24 protein-coding genes are annotated in these 14,678 nt (G+C 70.9%); 1 reads left to right on the forward strand and 23 read right to left on the reverse strand.

Going from position 1 to position 14,678, the window contains the following annotated elements; all coding sequences use genetic code 11:
* Positions 1–30: 30 nt before the first annotated feature.
* From CP984_RS28950 to CP984_RS41505, 23 genes are all read right to left on the reverse strand, one after another.
* Positions 31–1,032, reverse strand: a complete 1,002-nt coding sequence (locus CP984_RS28950) for a hypothetical protein (RefSeq protein WP_003981221.1) — start codon at positions 1,030–1,032, stop codon at positions 31–33.
* 3 nt (positions 1,033–1,035) lie between these two features.
* Positions 1,036–2,409: a phage portal protein gene (locus CP984_RS28955; RefSeq protein WP_003981220.1), complete on the reverse strand. Its 1,374-nt coding sequence runs from the start codon at positions 2,407–2,409 to the stop codon at positions 1,036–1,038.
* Positions 2,410–2,425: 16 nt separating this feature from the next.
* Complete coding sequence (locus CP984_RS28960) at positions 2,426–4,054, reverse strand: hypothetical protein (protein ID WP_003981219.1); 1,629 nt, start codon at positions 4,052–4,054, stop codon at positions 2,426–2,428.
* Complete coding sequence (locus tag CP984_RS28965; RefSeq protein ID WP_003981218.1) at positions 4,041–4,511, reverse strand: hypothetical protein; 471 nt, start codon at positions 4,509–4,511, stop codon at positions 4,041–4,043. Before CP984_RS28965 ends, CP984_RS28960 begins: the two co-directional genes overlap by 14 nt.
* A 157-nt stretch (positions 4,512–4,668) precedes the next feature.
* Positions 4,669–4,950 carry a hypothetical protein gene (locus tag CP984_RS28970; protein WP_003981217.1) on the reverse strand — a complete coding sequence of 94 codons (282 nt, stop codon included), beginning with the start codon at positions 4,948–4,950 and terminating at the stop codon, positions 4,669–4,671.
* On the reverse strand, positions 4,947–5,135 hold the full coding sequence (locus CP984_RS28975) for a hypothetical protein (protein ID WP_003981216.1): 189 nt from the start codon (positions 5,133–5,135) through the stop codon (positions 4,947–4,949). The genes CP984_RS28970 and CP984_RS28975 overlap by 4 nt, the downstream gene beginning before the upstream one ends.
* On the reverse strand, positions 5,132–5,491 hold the full coding sequence (locus CP984_RS28980) for a hypothetical protein (protein ID WP_003981215.1): 360 nt from the start codon (positions 5,489–5,491) through the stop codon (positions 5,132–5,134). Before CP984_RS28980 ends, CP984_RS28975 begins: the two co-directional genes overlap by 4 nt.
* 398 nt (positions 5,492–5,889) lie before the next feature.
* Positions 5,890–6,078, reverse strand: coding sequence for a hypothetical protein (locus CP984_RS28985; protein WP_100246533.1), 189 nt, complete (start codon positions 6,076–6,078; stop codon positions 5,890–5,892).
* A gap of 142 nt (positions 6,079–6,220) precedes the next feature.
* Positions 6,221–6,622, reverse strand: coding sequence for a hypothetical protein (locus CP984_RS28990; protein WP_003981212.1), 402 nt, complete (start codon positions 6,620–6,622; stop codon positions 6,221–6,223).
* 146 nt (positions 6,623–6,768) lie between these two features.
* Complete coding sequence (locus CP984_RS28995; protein WP_003981211.1) at positions 6,769–7,140, reverse strand: hypothetical protein; 372 nt, start codon at positions 7,138–7,140, stop codon at positions 6,769–6,771.
* Between the two features lie 147 nt (positions 7,141–7,287).
* Positions 7,288–7,671: a hypothetical protein gene (locus CP984_RS29000; RefSeq protein ID WP_003981210.1), complete on the reverse strand. Its 384-nt coding sequence runs from the start codon at positions 7,669–7,671 to the stop codon at positions 7,288–7,290.
* Between the two features lie 151 nt (positions 7,672–7,822).
* Positions 7,823–8,191, reverse strand: a complete 369-nt coding sequence (locus tag CP984_RS29005) for a hypothetical protein (protein ID WP_003981209.1) — start codon at positions 8,189–8,191, stop codon at positions 7,823–7,825.
* Positions 8,192–8,339: 148 nt separating this feature from the next.
* Positions 8,340–8,549, reverse strand: coding sequence for a hypothetical protein (locus CP984_RS29010; RefSeq protein WP_003981208.1), 210 nt, complete (start codon positions 8,547–8,549; stop codon positions 8,340–8,342).
* A gap of 185 nt (positions 8,550–8,734) precedes the next feature.
* Positions 8,735–8,857, reverse strand: a complete 123-nt coding sequence (locus CP984_RS42665) for a hypothetical protein (protein WP_255304239.1) — start codon at positions 8,855–8,857, stop codon at positions 8,735–8,737.
* On the reverse strand, positions 8,854–9,003 hold the full coding sequence (locus CP984_RS41490) for a hypothetical protein (protein WP_156100248.1): 150 nt from the start codon (positions 9,001–9,003) through the stop codon (positions 8,854–8,856). The genes CP984_RS42665 and CP984_RS41490 overlap by 4 nt, the downstream gene beginning before the upstream one ends.
* A 146-nt stretch (positions 9,004–9,149) precedes the next feature.
* Positions 9,150–10,001 (reverse strand): hypothetical protein, encoded by an 852-nt coding sequence (locus tag CP984_RS29015; protein WP_003981207.1) that lies wholly within the window; start codon positions 9,999–10,001, stop codon positions 9,150–9,152.
* Entirely contained in the window at positions 9,998–10,498 is a 501-nt protein-coding gene (locus tag CP984_RS29020; protein WP_003981206.1) for a hypothetical protein, read from the reverse strand. Before CP984_RS29020 ends, CP984_RS29015 begins: the two co-directional genes overlap by 4 nt.
* A complete protein-coding gene (locus tag CP984_RS41495; RefSeq protein WP_078575474.1) occupies positions 10,495–11,115 on the reverse strand; it encodes a hypothetical protein in 621 nt (206 codons plus the stop codon). The genes CP984_RS29020 and CP984_RS41495 overlap by 4 nt, the downstream gene beginning before the upstream one ends.
* A 7-nt stretch (positions 11,116–11,122) precedes the next feature.
* On the reverse strand, positions 11,123–11,290 hold the full coding sequence (locus CP984_RS41500) for a hypothetical protein (protein ID WP_161276745.1): 168 nt from the start codon (positions 11,288–11,290) through the stop codon (positions 11,123–11,125).
* Position 11,291: 1 nt separating this feature from the next.
* Positions 11,292–12,737, reverse strand: a complete 1,446-nt coding sequence (locus CP984_RS29035) for a hypothetical protein (RefSeq protein ID WP_003981204.1) — start codon at positions 12,735–12,737, stop codon at positions 11,292–11,294.
* Between the two features lie 62 nt (positions 12,738–12,799).
* Complete coding sequence (locus CP984_RS29040; RefSeq protein WP_003981203.1) at positions 12,800–13,048, reverse strand: hypothetical protein; 249 nt, start codon at positions 13,046–13,048, stop codon at positions 12,800–12,802.
* Positions 13,045–13,383: a hypothetical protein gene (locus tag CP984_RS29045; protein WP_003981202.1), complete on the reverse strand. Its 339-nt coding sequence runs from the start codon at positions 13,381–13,383 to the stop codon at positions 13,045–13,047. Before CP984_RS29045 ends, CP984_RS29040 begins: the two co-directional genes overlap by 4 nt.
* Positions 13,380–13,802: a hypothetical protein gene (locus CP984_RS41505; RefSeq protein WP_003981201.1), complete on the reverse strand. Its 423-nt coding sequence runs from the start codon at positions 13,800–13,802 to the stop codon at positions 13,380–13,382. The genes CP984_RS29045 and CP984_RS41505 overlap by 4 nt, the downstream gene beginning before the upstream one ends.
* Positions 13,803–13,943: 141 nt before the next feature.
* On the opposite strand from CP984_RS41505, the gene CP984_RS29050 reads away from it, so the two are divergent.
* The gene (locus CP984_RS29050; RefSeq protein WP_226048714.1) at positions 13,944–14,204 is read left to right on the forward strand and encodes a hypothetical protein; all 261 of its coding nucleotides are present in this window, start codon (positions 13,944–13,946) and stop codon (positions 14,202–14,204) included.
* Positions 14,205–14,678 lie beyond the last annotated feature (474 nt).

Genomic DNA, 14,678 nt, shown 5'->3' on the forward strand with positions numbered 1-14,678 from the left:
CCGGTGATGGCGGCCGCGCGTTGCGCGCGGTCAGTGGAGGTAGCCGAAGCGCCGCAGCAAGGTGATCGCCTCACTGCGGCTGCCGGCCAGGTCGTAGATCTCCTCCGGCAGCAGCCGCGGAGAGGTGAGCCGGAAACCCCGGCCCGAGCGGGGCACCAGGCCCCGCTGGATGGCCCGCTGACGCTCGGCCCGGTACCACTGGCCCCGGCGGGTCGCCGAGTCCCGGGTGGCCCGCACCCGCCGGCCGTAGGCGCTGGCGGTGTACATGCCGCGGCGAGCGTTGACCACGCTCGTCAGCGACGCCCCGTCGCGCACCGCCTGCGCCCCGGACGCGGTGAAGATGCGGTTCTGCTCGGCGGCGCTCAGCGAGTCGAAGTACCGGCGCGCATCGAAGGCGCCCCGGTGATGGCGGCCGCGCGCCACGAGCTTGGTCGGCATGTGCACGCAGTCACACCGCGGATGGCGCTGAAAGCCGCGGTTCCAGCCGTACTCGGTCCCGGCCAGGATGATGCACCTGGCGCACGCCGGCGGGTTGACCACCCGTACATAGCCGTTTATGGTCCGGTTCCCGGCGATCGACGCGCCGGCCGCGGTCCGGCCGGCGTCCGCCACCTGCGTCGCCGCCGCCCTCAGTAGCTTCTCCAGCCCGCCCAGCAGCGACTCGACGGCCGACTGCCCCGCTTCCTGCAGCCGCCATTTCGTCTCGATCACCGGTTCGTACAGCAGGCTCTTCAGCGGGCGTCCGTCGGCCGCCGCACCTGCGAACGCCGCGGCGTCCACGCTGCCGTCCGGGTCGGACTCCAGGCCCTCGGCGGCGAGCACCGCCGCCACGTACGGGTCCGCGTGCGCCGCCGCCTCCCGCTGCCCGGCCGTCACCGCGGCCACCAGACCGCCCGCCACCGCCTGCCACGACCCGTCCAGGTCGGCGACATCCAGCCCGCCCCACAAGCCCTGCGCCCGGTCCACGGAGCGCCGCACGATCCGCTGCTGGCGCAGGTAGTGCTCGTGCGCCACCTGCTCCGCCGACGCCACCCGCTACTCCTCGGCCGGCGCACCGGCCGGGACGGGCTTGGGGCCGTAGTCCGCCGCCAGGTCCCCGCCGATGGCCCGGCTCAGCGCGTCCTCGCTCAGCAGCCGCCAGCGCTCGATCTCCTGCGGCGTCGCCCCCCACCGCTCCCACAGCACCTCGCGCGGCACCCCGAGCGTCGACATCTTCACCAGGGCGTCGACCAGCTCGCCCTCGGTGCGCCACTCCGGGGACTTCCACACGATCCGCGCCGACGACGCCCCGAACCCGGCCAGCCGCATCGTGCGCTCCAGCCCCTCCTCCAGGAACCGCCTGCGGGTGTAGATCTTGTGGATCAGCCCGGCCTCGGCAGCCTTGAGAGCCTCCGCCGACAGGTTGACCATGCTGCCCAGCAGGTAGTGCGGCGGCGTCGAGGTGATCGCCGCGATGTCCTGGACGTCCGCCTCCTTGGCCTTCAGGTAGCCGCTGAGGTCCGCGGCCGCGAACTGCCCGAAGCGGGCGGTCCCCTCCTCAGCGATCAGGATCTTGTTCACGGCCACGTCGAACGGCTCGATGTCCTGGCCCTGCTCGTCCACGGGGATCTCCATCCCCGTGGCCCACTTCTGCGGGAAGGCGGCGGACTCCTGCGTCATCATCCGGTCGGCGATGGTCTTGTTGATCCGGTCCTGGATCCCGGTCACCGACCGCAGCTCGGACGCGCCGGGCTTGAGCATCCGCGGCCGGTTGGCCAGCTGCCCGAACGGGACCTCGCCCAGCGCGTTGCGGCCGCCCCACTCCTCGCCCGCCACCTGACGGCGCACCCACTGCGGGCTCCCGCCCGTCTTCGGCTCCGGCGCCTCGAACTTGTAGATCCGCTCCGGCAGGTACAGCGTGCAGCACAGGCGCGCCGTCCAGTCGTCCAGCCACAGCTTCAGCGCGGCCGCCAGCTCACCCGGCTCGCCCGGCACGGCCTCCGTGATGACCTGCGTCGGATGCTCCGGAGTGATCCGGAACTCCTTGCGTCGGCCGGTCGGCGGGGACACCAGCAGGTACGCCTCGCCGCGCACCGCCGCCTCCAGGAAGCACAGCTGAGAGCCGCCGTCGAGGTTGTTGTCCTGCCACAGTCCCCACGCCCGTTTGTCCGCGTCGCCAGCCGCATCCGACTGGAAGCCCGCCACCTCCAGGCGCCCCACCAGGGCGTCGACGACCAGCTCCATGTAGTTCGCCCGGGACATGCGCAGCAGCCGCCGGAACGGGTCCCGCGCCTTCTCGTGCAGGAACGGCAGCGGGTGCTCGCACTCGTAGTAGTCGTCGAAGCGCTGCGTGTCCTTCGAGCGCTTGCACAGCGCCGTGTACAGGCGATCACGCCACCATTCCGGGGACTGGACAGCAGGTGCCGGCATCGGTCCCCCTTCCCGGTCAGAATCCGCGCCCGCGGCGCCGCTTCGCCTTAGCCTCACCCGCCGCGATCACATCCCCGGCCGCCTCGTGCGCCAGGACGGAGCACACGGCCAGGTCGATCTTCTGCAGCACGGACGCCTTGCGCAGCACGTAGCGGTTCGACGGCCGGGCCGCCTTGCGGGCGTTGCGCACGTGCAGGGAAGTGATCTCGCACCCGTCGTGCCCGAAGGAGCTCGCCGCTTTCGTCACATCCGTCAGCAGCCGCTCGCACGCCGCGTGCATCTGCACCACGCGCTGGGTGTACCAGCGCACCACCCGCTTGTCCCCGTACCGGTCGGCCCAGGTGTCCACCTCGGTCTCCCAGTACGGCGGGTCCGCGTACATACGCACCACGTCATACCGCTCGAACAGGTCGTGCACCGCGGCGTCGACCTCCAGCCGCGGCACCTGGCCCTGCCAGTCCTGCGGATCCCAGATGGCCAGCCGCGCGTCCGGACCGTACGTCGGCGTGAACTGGTAGCCGTCCAGGGTCTCCGCCCGGATGCCCGTCCAGTCGTCCACGTCGGAGCCGTCGAAGCCCAGCACCACCCGCGCCCGCTCCGGCAGCTCCCGCACCTGCGTGCGCGCATCCCACCGGTCCTGCTGCAGCCAGGTGCCCATTCCCGCCACCAGGCGGTTGCCGAAGAACCGCTCCGCCTCGGCCGGCTCCTTCTCCAGCAACTCCGCCGCCTCGCCCTCGATGGCGTCCAGGTCGATGTGCCGGCTGCCCTCGTAGACATGGGCGTGGATTTTCCGGCGCTCGGCCTTGTTCCGGTACGACAGGCCCTTGGGCGGCAGCCGGTGAAACCGGTAGACGTCCTTGGCCTGCGTCTCGGCCGTCTTCTGCGCCACCGAGTTCTCCGAGGGATCCCAGCCGTTCGTCGTCTCCAAGGACCGGCCGCTCATGCCCGCCAGGCCGCGGCGCTGCGTGGTGGCCACCTTGGTCATCTTGTTCGTCTCGGTCCAGATGCCCGTCTCGTCCTGGATGACGAAGGTCACCGGGTTGCCCAGCCGGGACTGTGCGCTGCTGGTGACGACGTCGATCCGGCCGTCGTTCGGCAGCCGGATGAACTGTTCGCCCACCCGCATCAGTTCGCCGAGCGGCCCATTGCGGATCATCGCCTGCAGCGGCCGGTAGACGTTGTCCGTCTGGTCCTCCGACGTCGCCGTGATCTGAATCAGCGGCGTCGACCACGGCCGGCCCATCGGCTCGCCCGGCTCATACTCGTACACCCAGCCGCACCCACAGCCGTACGACCGGCAGTCGTGCACCTCGCCGCCCTCGGCCCACCCGGCGAACAGCACCGGGCCGACCGCCTCGGCAGCCGTGATCCCGGCCGTCCACGGGCCCTTGCCCGACTTCTGCGGGGCGACAACCTGGCCACGACGGAAGCAGAACGCCGTTGACAGCTGGCCGATCCGCGCCTCGGTGCGCACCCGGTAGAAGTGGGCCGTGCACCGCAGCTGCCAGTCGTACATCTCGAACGGCTGCGGCCCTCGCACCAGACCGCCCACCGACTCCAGCCGGCAGTGCTGCGCAATCCAGTCCGGCACCACGTACAGCGTCGGGAAGTCCAGCGGCCAGGTGCCGTCATCAGCCGCGACCACCGGAAACCGATCTCAGCCGGGCCCGCGCCGAGGTGGGGGCGGCAGCAGGCGCTGAGGCGTCGGCCGGACGCGGGCCCTGTTCCGCCTCGCGGTCGATCCGCCAGCGGTTCGCCCGCATCCCGGGCGTCGTCAGCCCCAAGCTGTCGGCCATCTGTCGCACCAGCGTTCCCAGGTTGACACCGGCGTCCGGCTGCTCGGCCGCGGCCAGGCGGCGGACATACAGGGCCACTTCGAGGTGCTGGCCGTAGCGCTCCCACATCAGGGCCTGCGGCATCCGCCACAGGCGCTCCCACAGTTCGTCCTCGCGCACCGATTCCTCGGTCAGCGGCCACTGCGGCGTTTCGCCGTCGCGCCCGTCGGCCGGCAGGATCGTCCACTCGCCGGCGTCCCGCTCCCTGCGCAGCGCGTCCGGGTCGGGGGCCGGGCCGGACCGTGCGCGTGCTCCGCCCTTCGGCATGCTGATCTCTCTTCTGCCGCGTTGCGCGGCCGCTACTCCGTCACGTTGCGCGACGAGAGTTCATGATCACCGGTGGTTCTGAACCCGTCAGACCTGGCAGCGACCTCCCCGGCGGTCCGGCGTCGATCATGATCATGGGGTCACCCCCCAGGGCCTGTCACAGACCGTGACCGACCTTGGGGAGGTCGGTTCGGAGCGGAGCTGTGCGCTCCTCGGTCCACGCCTGAGAGGGATCGTCGGGGTCTATGAGCCGACTGCCGGTGGCGGTGGTGCGGAAGGTGTGGAAGCGGATGCTGCGCTGGCTGCCGTCGTCCTCGACGCTGATCCAGCGCAGGGCCACGGTGTGGGGGGCGGCGTTGTTGGCCTTGAGCCACTCGCACAGTGCCTCGCGATGCTCGTGAAGGTCATCGGTGCGGTAGAGGGCGAGCACCACGCTCACGTGTCCTCACCTGCCACCTCGTGGTCGGAGGTGACGGCGTAGCCGAAGGCCGGCCGCTCCTCGGGCTCGGGCCCGACGGTGAGCAGCCGGGCCGCGGCGGCCTCGGCTCGGGCCAGTGCCTTGGCACCCTTGCCCTTGATGTGGATGGCTACCTGCCGCTCGCCTGCGACGACTGTGATCCTCACTGGTTCCACCCTCCGGGCTGGTGCCGTGCGGTCTGGCTGCTGTGGCAGGGGCCGCACAGTCCGCGCCCGTGCCGGGGATCGGCGGGGTCGAGGCCGCGCTCGACCAGCTCGCGGCGGGACAGCGGGTGGTGGTCGGCGTGCACGCTCCGGGCCTGGCCGCACAGGACGCACACCGGGTCACGGGCGAGGACGGCGGGGCGGAAGCGGCGCTCGTGCTCGCGCCCGTACCCGCGCTGCCGTGCGGTGCCGCGCCGCTGCTCGGCTTCCTGCCGGTGGCCGTCGCACCTGCCGCCCTGGTCGGTGTACTCGGGGCAGCCGGGGACGGAGCACACTCGCCAGGCCGTACGTCTGGGCATGGCCTGCCTCCTCTCGTACGGTGATCGCCTCAGCGAGGCGGAGGAGGGGCGATGCGGTTCGGTGCGCGAGCGGCAGGGCAGGCAGCGTCGGAGGCGGCTGATCGGCGGGCGAGAGGCGGCCGCGTGTACTCGGTGGTGGTGGAGTTGGAGAGTGCGCGGGCAGGCGCTGCACCTGATCTGTCGGACGTGATCGAGCAGGTGGAGAGCGGGGGGTGGCATCTGGATCGGGTGGAGGCGGCTGCGCTGGCGGCTCACGCTCGCCCGATGGTTCTGTTGATCTTCCGCGTGGCGTGAGCTGCAACGGCAAAGGCCCCGCCGGTGATTGGCTGGGGCCTTGTGTCAGCGGTGCGTGGACACGCTGAACGTGGGCCAAGTGTTACAGCAGGTCGGGGCGGTGGTCAAGCAGCGTCGGTGTGCTGCTCGTTGGTCGGGGTGGTGACGAGTTCGTTGAGGTCGATGAGGGCGCGGCCGTGGCGGTCGTAGCCGTGGTGGGTGAGCGTGCCGCGTCGGAGGCGCTGGCGGAGGGTGCCGGGTCTGATGCCGCTGTGCGCGGCGGCGGCGTATATGTCGGTGATCACGGGGCGCATGTGGCCCATGATGCGGCATCGCCCCGCCACCGGTGATGAAGCACCGGGGCGGGGCGACGCGGGTCCGAGCGCGCGCCAGCAGCTCGAATAGGGACGCACCCACAGTAGGGCTGAGGTCTGACAGTGGGCGGCTTCTGGGAGCTCATGCCGTGGTCGAGCGGCGGTAACCGCGTCGTTTGGCGAGCGCGGCTGTGGCGGTGCGGCCGTACCAGCGGTTGACTCCGCCGTCGGTGTCGTCCGGCTCGGGCCAGCGGCCCCGGTTTCGGTCGGCGCGGATGGTGGCCGGCGAGATACCAGCGGCCTTGGCGATCTCCGCGCCGGTGTAGAGGCGGTTCGGCTGGAGGCCCGGTGTGGAGCGGCTGAGGTGGTCTCGGACCCAGTCGTCTACCTCTTTGGGGTCGTAGACGTTGTGCTGGCCTCGCTTGCCTTTGGGGGCGGGCCAGTCGGGGCGGCGGGACCATTTGTTGCGCACGGTGTTGTAGGAGCGGCCGTGGCGGGCCGCGATCTCTTCCATCGTTTCGCCGCTGGCGGGGGTGTCTATCATGGTGGTTCCAGTCCTTTCGGGATTGGTGGTGACCGGCGAGGGTTTTGCGACGGGCGTTTTCGGGCGCCTGTGGGCTTCGGCCCGGCCCTCGCCGGTCTTTTGCGTATGGGGATGCCCCCGGCTGGCTGCCGGGGGCACGGTGGGTGTTACTCGTTGTCGGTCAGCAGCTCTTCCGCGTAGTGGAGGATTTCACCTGCTGTGGCCGCGTTGAGCTTGATTTGCATGGCCAGGACTTCGTCTCCTTCGGCGGCGATGTACTGGGTGTACAGGTTCGCCGCTGAGAGCCAGTGGAGCGCGCTGCCCCAGATGCCGGATTGCACTTCCTGAGCTACCGGCTGGTCGCTGACGATGGTGACGATTCGGCCGACTGCCGGGATGATCTGGCGGCTGTCGTATACCGGCCCTGCGGGGAGGGTGATCGGTACGGGGAGCAGTGCGCAGACCTTCACGAGGCGCTGGTAAGCCTTCATGAGGTGGCTGCCGAGCTCGTAGACCTCGTCGTCGTATTCGTCGGACATGTGGTCCGTCCTCTCTGGAGTTGTTGGTGGTGAGTTCGGGGTTTGCGGCCCCTCCCTCGTGTGCACCACTTTACAACACGTGGGCACCTATTTGCAACACCCGTGGGGCGCCCGCCCGGCTGGCTGCCGGGCGGGCGCGTCGGGCGGTTACTGCTGCTCGTCCGGGTGCTGCTGGCCGTACAGCCACTCGGCGAGATCCTGCAGGGCGCTCTCGGCTGCCAAGATGTTGGCGACCGCCGAGTGGCCACGCACCGGGTGGTACTCGCTCGCCATGATCGAGTAGATGTCGAGCGCTCCGAGCCAGTAGACGCACGCGGAGAACAGGTCCGCCTGTGTCCGCTCCGGCATGGGCATCTCCTTGACGATCTCCACGACCCGGCGGACGGCGGGGGCGGCGTCCTCGCTGCTGACCGCCCCGGTCGGCAGGGTGACGGGGACGGGGAGGTTGAGGCAGACCGTCGCCAGCGCCGCGTACGACTGTCCCAGCATCCGGGCGATGTCGCCCATCTGCTCGTCCTGGTAGTCGGACATTACTTGCCCTTCCTGTTGGTGGTGGTTGGGGTTTGCGGCCCCTTCCTTGCGTGCACCACTTTACAACAGACATGCATCCAATTGCAACACTCCGATGTACGGACAAGCGAACCGCCCCCCGGGTGGCTCCCGGGGGGCGGCGACTGGCAGGTCAGGCGTCGCGGAGCCAGTGCATCAGGTCGCTGATGCATGCCTCCGTGTGGAACATGGCGGCTTGGGCTGCCTCATCTCGGATGGTGGTGCCAGCGGCTTCCGCGTCGTACAGGCCGATCATGTCGGCGGCCATGAGCCAGAACAAGCAGGCCACTTGGAGTGCGGCGACCTGTTCGGCAGGGATGGGCTGATCGGGGGCGATCTTGTAGCAGCGGTCGATGCTGCCCATCAGTCCGCCGACGGTGCCGCTGGCGGGCGGCAGGGTGATCGGGACGGGGAGCTGTTCGCACACCTTGCTGATGCCGATGTAGAGGACGGCCAGGCGGGCCGTCAACTCCTCGGTGGTGCGCTCGCGTTCGTCTGACATGTTTGGCCCCTTCTGGTAGGTGATTGGTGGCGAGGCGCGGGGTTTGCGGCCCCGACCTCGTGTCTCCATCGTAAGGCGACGTGCACCCTTTTGCAACACCTCGCGCCAATAGAAACCCCGGATCCGTTTGGACCCGGGGCTCCAACGATCAGGCGATCTGCCATCCGCTCAGCCGGTCACTCTGGTCAACCTCGGCGGTAAGGCGCGTGCCCGGCAACTGCTCCGTCGGCAGGCCAATGGCCGTTGCGATCTCCGCCGCCGGATACCGCACGGGCTCTGTCGCGTCGTCGGCGTCAGCCACGACCTCGGCCTGGTCGCCGACCAGTAGTAGAACCTTCACGGCTACTCGCTCGCTCATGATCTTTCGTCCTCTCAATGTCATGTCGGTGGATTCCGTTGGGGCAGCCGCGCCCGCCAGTCGATCTGGGCCGCCCCTCAGAATTCTCGGCAGGGTAGGCGATCAGTCGTTCTGTTTCGGGGAGCCGGGGACCGGCTTGCTCGCCGGTGCTGCTGACCTGGCAGGCGTCGACTGCTCGTTGCAGGTCACGGCCGCTGGCCTGCGAGTACGGGTACGGGCACGACGACCACGGGCACCGGCAGGCCACAGCGCTTGCAGGCGCCGCTTTCGTTGGATTCGCCGCAGCCGGGGCACAGCGTCTCGCTCATCGCCGGTCCCCCTTCGGGGCGCCGGCAATCGGCTTCTCGTTCGGGTTGGTGGTCCAGCCGCCGGTACTGCTCGCGTACTCGCGGATGTCCTCGGGGCGCTCACCGGGGCGGCCCGGGTCGCGGGTGGGCATGGAGGGCAGTGCCATGATGGTGCTCCTGTCTCCTGCGAGATGGGAGCGGAGCGGGCCGCCCTACCGCCAAGCAGATGCGGCCCGCTCCGCGCTGTTGTGGGGCAGTCGCCTGACCGCTCCCCGCCCGCCCCGGCCGACCGGCTCGGGGCGGACAGGCAGCCTCAGGCGACGTGCCAGCGCGCGGGGTTGGTCTCGTCCTGGACGAACGCGACCGTGTTGCTGGGGCCCTGTTGCTGTTGCTGTTGCTGGCCGTGTTGCTGGTTCTGACCTGCGGAAACAACAGCGACAACGGGGCCCGTCTCGTCGGCCGAGAGGGGGTGTGGGGAGGGAACTGGCGGGCGCTCTGGCAGGGCCTCGGTACGGACCCCGGTGGACGCCCCCCGGGCGGCCCCCGGGCCGGTGGCCCGGGTGGCCCGGGACAGGGGCACACCCGCGGCCTCACACAGGGCCCGGGAGTCGGCCGGTGTCCAGGCCCGTTCGGGGTAGCGGGAGGACAGCTCCGCGACCACTTGAGCGTGGTGCAGACCGAGGGTCCGCTTGCCCCCCTCGGAGCACTTCTCCACGAGGTCGTGGAGCAGGTGGACGAACTCAGCCGGAGAGGGCCCGATCGCGTCCGCCGCGGGGGCCTCGGAGGAAGACTCCCCGGAACCCTCGGTCGCCTTCCCGTCCGCCTTCTTCGGGCGGGTGACGGACAGGGCTGCGGTCGTCCAGCCGCCGGCCAGGAGCCACATGGCCCAGGGCCGGGCGTCCACGAGGCGCCAGCCGAGGTAGGCGACTCCCCCGAGTGCGGCCAGTCGCGCGCCGGTGCCCAGGTGCGCGGCGACGCCGGACAGGTCGTGCCGATGCCCCTTACGGCACCAGGTGGTCAGCCGGTCAGACAGGGTGCGGCCCAGCAGGCCGCTTCCCTCCCCCAGGCGTCGTACGAGCCGGATCGCCCACGCGGATGCCTCCGCGGCCTTCTCTCGGGCGCTCTCGGCCTTCTCGCGGATCTCGTCGCGCGCCTCGGCGTTCACAGCGGCACCGCCCCGTTCAGCGCGTCCACGATGCCCTGACCGACCATGTTGTAGAGGTCGGGCACCCACTGCATGAGTTGGGCGGCCCCGGCCGTGGCGCACAACGTCATCCCGACGAGCAGGCCACCGAGCGCCTTCTTCTTGTCGTTCTTGCCGAACGCCTTGAACACAACGACGCCGAGGATCAGCGCGACGACTACAACGCCGGCCCCGGCCGTCGTGAGAGTGCCGGCGGATCCGGAGACCAGGGTGCCGCCGCTCTTGCCGGTGATGCGGGAGACGGCCCAGTCTCCGGCCGTGCTGCCCATGGCGGCCGTGCGCTGAGCAAACCAACCGAGGATGCCGCCGACGCACATCGTCCACGAAGTGCCGGTAACCAGACCGCCGCCGAATGGAATCAGCGCTTTCAGCTCCCTGTTGCCCTTCCACCAGCTGCGGAAGTTGACGATCAGAACTGCGACGGACAGGACGGCGCCGCAGAGGGACAGGACGATCATGCGGGGACTCCCGTGAGCGCGGTGACGATGTCGAAGGGCCGTACGACACCGTAGATAGCGCCGACGGTGGTGATCGAAAGCCCTGTCAGAGAAAGGAGTTGGGCGCGGCGGCCTGTGTCGAGGCGGCGGGCGACGCGTAGACCGAAGATGGCGACGGCGCCCAAGCCAACGACGTAGGCGATCGCAGGGTGGGTGGTGACGCGCATCGCGTACAGGAAGCTGCCCCAGCAGGGGCCGAGGCCGTAGCCGATGCCAGGTATTGGCACCACGGCCGCAGCGATGGCGAGCAGGGCCGCGTACGGGGAAACGCGTGCGGTGATCCAGCTCCACAGCCGTTCGCGCCAGGTCCGCTCCGGCTCGTCGTAGACCGGGACCATGTCCACCGTCAGGCGGATCTCCAGCGGCGCCGGTGGCGGCTGCTGCGGCCAGCTGGCCCACCCCGGTGGCGGACCTGCTGGCGGCGCTGGCGGCGCGGGCGGGGCTGGTGGCGCGGGCGGCGGGACAGCCGGAGCGGGCCCGGGAGCGGCGGTCGGCTGCTGTACGGGAGGCCAGGGCTGGCCGGAGGGGATGATCCGGGTCGGCGTTATCGGCCGGTTCGGCTTCTGGTTGTCGGTCATGGCGTCCTCAAGGGCGGAAGAGGGCGGCGGCGACGGCGGCCACGCAGACGATCAGGGCGGTGGTGCGTACGACGGGCAGCAGCACGGGATGCGGCTCGCGACGGCCGACGGCGGCGAGGCCGAGTGCGGCGAGCAGCGTGAGCGTGCCGAATGCGAGCGCGGCGAGTGCGTGCATCTCAGCTCTCCCTCGTGAGGGTCTGCAGCAACTGCGCTTTCGGTTGGCCGATGCGCAGTTCGCGCTGGAGGGTGCGCAGGGACGCGGGGCGGCCGAGTGCGCGGGCGCGCTCGATGAGATCGGCGGGGAGTGCATCCGGGTGCGCATCCGGGCCGCCGCCGTTCTCCCCCGCCGATGGCTCCGGCTGGCCGATGCCGGGGGCGTCCTGCTCCGTCTCCTCACCGTGTGATCGGCCCGTGTCGGATGCGCATTCGGGGATACGGGCATGGACTGCATCTCGGCGCTGGCCTGCGGCGATGGCGAATGCGGGGGCGCGTACCTCGGGGTGCACCTCGGGCTCGGTGGTGACGTCGAGGACGAGCGCGCCGGGCAGCTCGGCGGCGGCCGCAGGCGCATCCGGGCGGGGTGCGGCGGGCGGATTGCCGGCACCGATGGCGACGCGCACCTGCTGCTCGGAGACCACGACACCGTGCTCGGTCAGAAGGCTGGCGAGCGCGGCGGGATGCGCATCCGGATGCGCGGAGTGCACCCGCCGGACGGCGTCGAGCGGATGCATCTCGGTGAGCTGCTGGCGGGCCAGGGCCGCCGGGGTGCGCGGCTGCGCGGGCGGCTGCGGCGGGGCCCAGGCGGACGGCAATGAGATGGTGGTCAGTTCCGTGGCGCCGCGCCGGGCGGCCAGTTCGAGCATGAGCCGCTGGCGCTGGACCGGGTCGGTGGCGACGTGCGCGCGGGCGACGGCGGCGGCGAGGCGGCGGCTGCCCCAGCCGCGCAGTCGGCGGCGAGAACCGAGCCGTACGGCGCGGGCCAAGGCGCGGTCGCGGCTGATCTGCTCGGCGGTACGGTCGCGCACGGCGAGACCGAGCCGGGACAGCAGCCGCTCGCGCAGCGCGCGGGCGATCTGCGCGGGCAGGCCAGTGGACAGAGCCCCAGGCCGGATGATTCGCAGCTCCAGGCCCATGGCCTGGTGCCAGAGCAGGCCGGCGAGCACGGGGCCGATGACGGCGCGGACGGTACCGCCGACGACGCCGGACTCGGCGTACGCGGGGATGATCTGCACGCCGGTGATGACCCAGACCAGGGCACCGGGCACGCCGGGAGTCCCAGCGGTGTCGTCGGTGGCAGTGGCCTTCTTGTTGGCGCGGGCGAGGAGGCCGCAGGCGAGCAGCGCGATCTCGGCCGCGGCGAACATCGCGAGGCGCTCGCTGTGGTCGGTCATGCCGAGGCGGTGCGCGGCGAAGCGCCACGACGTATCTGCGCTGTAGGCGGTGCAGGCCGCAGCGGCGAAGGACGCGATCAGGACCGCGGCTGGCGGCCGGGCCATGGCGCGGAGCGCGCGGCTGGTACGCCAGGCCGCGATCGTGACGGCGGCGGTGAGGGCTGTGCTGGCGAGAGCGGCAGGGTACGGGTTGGCGTACGCCCACCGGATCGCCTCATCGGTGAGATCCACGGGTGTCTCCGAGGCGGGGCCGGGCCCGTTGCTGGAGGCTGGCGGGCCCGGCCGATCGGTGGTCAGCGGTGGCGTGCGCAGGTGTACCCGGGCCAGTCACAATCCGGGCAGGCCATCTGCGTTTCGCACGGCTCGCAGTCGGAGCGCGGCTCCCGATGCATGGGGCAGACGGCGTCGACGTAGGCGCCGGGTACGCGTCCGTAGCTCTTCACCAGGGCCCGCTCGGCGAGGATGCGACTGTCGGTGTCGTGATCGTCGTCGTCGAAGGCGCGGAGGATGCGGCCTGCCGCGTTGAATACGGCGTGGATCACCGCAGCTCACCTGCCTCGCCGGTGTCGGTGATGCGGGCGGTGAGGGTGACGAGTGCGTGGTCGTCGAGCAGGTGCTGGCTGGCGACCCAGCGCAGGCCGGCGCCGGCGGGCGGCCAGACCTCGGGGTGGGCGAGGGCGCCGTCGAGGTGGCGGGCCATGGAGGCGAGGGCGCCGAGCGGGCCCGGCTCGGCCGGGCGGGCGGTGGCGCGCTCCTCTGTGACGGAGACGATGCGCGCGATGAGCATCTGCCCGGCGAGGAGGTTCTCGTGGGGGAGCAGGTCCTCCAGCTCGCGGACGGCGGCGGCGAGCTGCTGCTCGGCGGTCGCGGCGTTCACAGCGTCACCCCGCTCGCGGTCAGGCGCAGGCGGGTGGCGTACTCGCCGCGGGTGGCGCCGTCGAGGGGCAGCTCGTCGAGGACGCGGGTGAGGGCGTCGAGGTCGGCGCGTACGGGCGCGGTGTCCGTGTAGGTGCCGTGCCAGTCCCACACGGTGACGTGAGCCTCAGTGAGCAGCCGCTCGGGCGTGAGGGTCGTGTCGGGGTTGTGCGCGGCGAGCCGGTCGGCGGCTGTAGTGAGGAGCAGCGCGAGGGGCGCGGCTTGGTGGCGCGGGGTGATGTGGCCGGTGGTTCCGTCGGCGGTGCGGATGGTGGCGATGGTGCGGCCGGCGCGGCGGCCGAGGATTCCGGCGGCCAGGAGGCGGCGGGTGGGGTGCTGCGCGGGGCTGATCTGGGTGGGAGGTCGGGCGATACGATCCATGGCGGACCGCTCCTTGTCGCTGAGGAGTTGGTCTGGCCCCGGCCATATGGCATTCGCAGTGCCGGCCGGGGCCGTCCTGTTGTTGCCCGAGCGTAGCGACTTCCTAGCCATATGGCTAGGAAGTTGGGAAGATAGGTGCCCATGGCCGACGACGTCGGAGGAGGGCCTGAGATGGTGTCGTTCCGCGAGCTGGCGCGGCGACTCGTGGCTGAAGGCGTCGTCGCCTCGATCAGTCATCAGCGTGTGAGCCAGTTGAGCCGCGATGACCCGGCCTTTCCCCCCGTGGTTCAGGTGGGCCGCTCCAAGGCGGTCGACTGGAGGGTGGCTCGCCCATACTTCGCGAAGCGGAAATCGAGGCAAGGGGAGCGAACCGACCTGCGCGATAAGTCGTCAGGCGGGTGAGTAGTACCGGTGACGCGTGAACGCCCCGTCTCGCAGTCATCGGAGACGGGGCGCTGGGTGGGTCGTTCGGAGGTAGAGCCGGGGCGGCCCAACGGCTAGCGTCGACGGCCGAGTGAAGGCAGTCCTGCGGATACGGTGCTCACGCTCTGGCTGGGTGAATTTGACGGGTCTAACGGCTTGGACCGCCAGTACTCGGCGTGTTCCTCGGCTCGTGCTTGCACTTCTCGGCGGGTCTCCTGGCTCACTGGCTTCGCCCACTTACTCGTACGCTGCCGCCGAGGGGGCGGATGTTCGGGGATGAAGGTTCGCTGCGCTGGCTTCGACCGATCCGCCTCAAAGGAGGCGCGAGCGGCTGGCCCTTGGAGTGGAGTCGTGATTGCTTTCTTCGACGGCCAGCCGTCCCGAATGCGCCGGGCCAAAACGTCCCTCGATACCTTGCAGCGTCGGTCCTTGGCCCACTGGCCGATGCTTTTG

Source organism: Streptomyces rimosus (assembly GCF_008704655.1).
Classification (GTDB): Bacteria; Actinomycetota; Actinomycetes; order Streptomycetales; family Streptomycetaceae; genus Streptomyces; species Streptomyces rimosus.

Coding starts and splice junctions, on each gene's coding strand:
- CP984_RS29010 (WP_003981208.1), bottom strand. CDS start 8,549: ATGAGCGAGCGAGTAGCCGTGAAGGTTCTACTACTGGTCGGCGACCAG.
- CP984_RS41490 (WP_156100248.1), bottom strand. CDS start 9,003: ATGGCACTGCCCTCCATGCCCACCCGCGACCCGGGCCGCCCCGGTGAG.
- CP984_RS42665 (WP_255304239.1), bottom strand. CDS start 8,857: ATGAGCGAGACGCTGTGCCCCGGCTGCGGCGAATCCAACGAAAGCGGC.
- CP984_RS41500 (WP_161276745.1), bottom strand. CDS start 11,290: ATGCACGCACTCGCCGCGCTCGCATTCGGCACGCTCACGCTGCTCGCC.
- CP984_RS41505 (WP_003981201.1), bottom strand. CDS start 13,802: ATGGATCGTATCGCCCGACCTCCCACCCAGATCAGCCCCGCGCAGCAC.
- CP984_RS29005 (WP_003981209.1), bottom strand. CDS start 8,191: ATGTCAGACGAACGCGAGCGCACCACCGAGGAGTTGACGGCCCGCCTG.
- CP984_RS29050 (WP_226048714.1), top strand. CDS start 13,944: ATGGCCGACGACGTCGGAGGAGGGCCTGAGATGGTGTCGTTCCGCGAG.
- CP984_RS28965 (WP_003981218.1), bottom strand. CDS start 4,511: ATGCCGAAGGGCGGAGCACGCGCACGGTCCGGCCCGGCCCCCGACCCG.
- CP984_RS29020 (WP_003981206.1), bottom strand. CDS start 10,498: ATGATCGTCCTGTCCCTCTGCGGCGCCGTCCTGTCCGTCGCAGTTCTG.
- CP984_RS28985 (WP_100246533.1), bottom strand. CDS start 6,078: ATGCGCCCCGTGATCACCGACATATACGCCGCCGCCGCGCACAGCGGC.
- CP984_RS28980 (WP_003981215.1), bottom strand. CDS start 5,491: ATGCCCAGACGTACGGCCTGGCGAGTGTGCTCCGTCCCCGGCTGCCCC.
- CP984_RS28955 (WP_003981220.1), bottom strand. CDS start 2,409: ATGCCGGCACCTGCTGTCCAGTCCCCGGAATGGTGGCGTGATCGCCTG.
- CP984_RS28990 (WP_003981212.1), bottom strand. CDS start 6,622: ATGATAGACACCCCCGCCAGCGGCGAAACGATGGAAGAGATCGCGGCC.
- CP984_RS28995 (WP_003981211.1), bottom strand. CDS start 7,140: ATGTCCGACGAATACGACGACGAGGTCTACGAGCTCGGCAGCCACCTC.
- CP984_RS29000 (WP_003981210.1), bottom strand. CDS start 7,671: ATGTCCGACTACCAGGACGAGCAGATGGGCGACATCGCCCGGATGCTG.
- CP984_RS41495 (WP_078575474.1), bottom strand. CDS start 11,115: ATGACCGACAACCAGAAGCCGAACCGGCCGATAACGCCGACCCGGATC.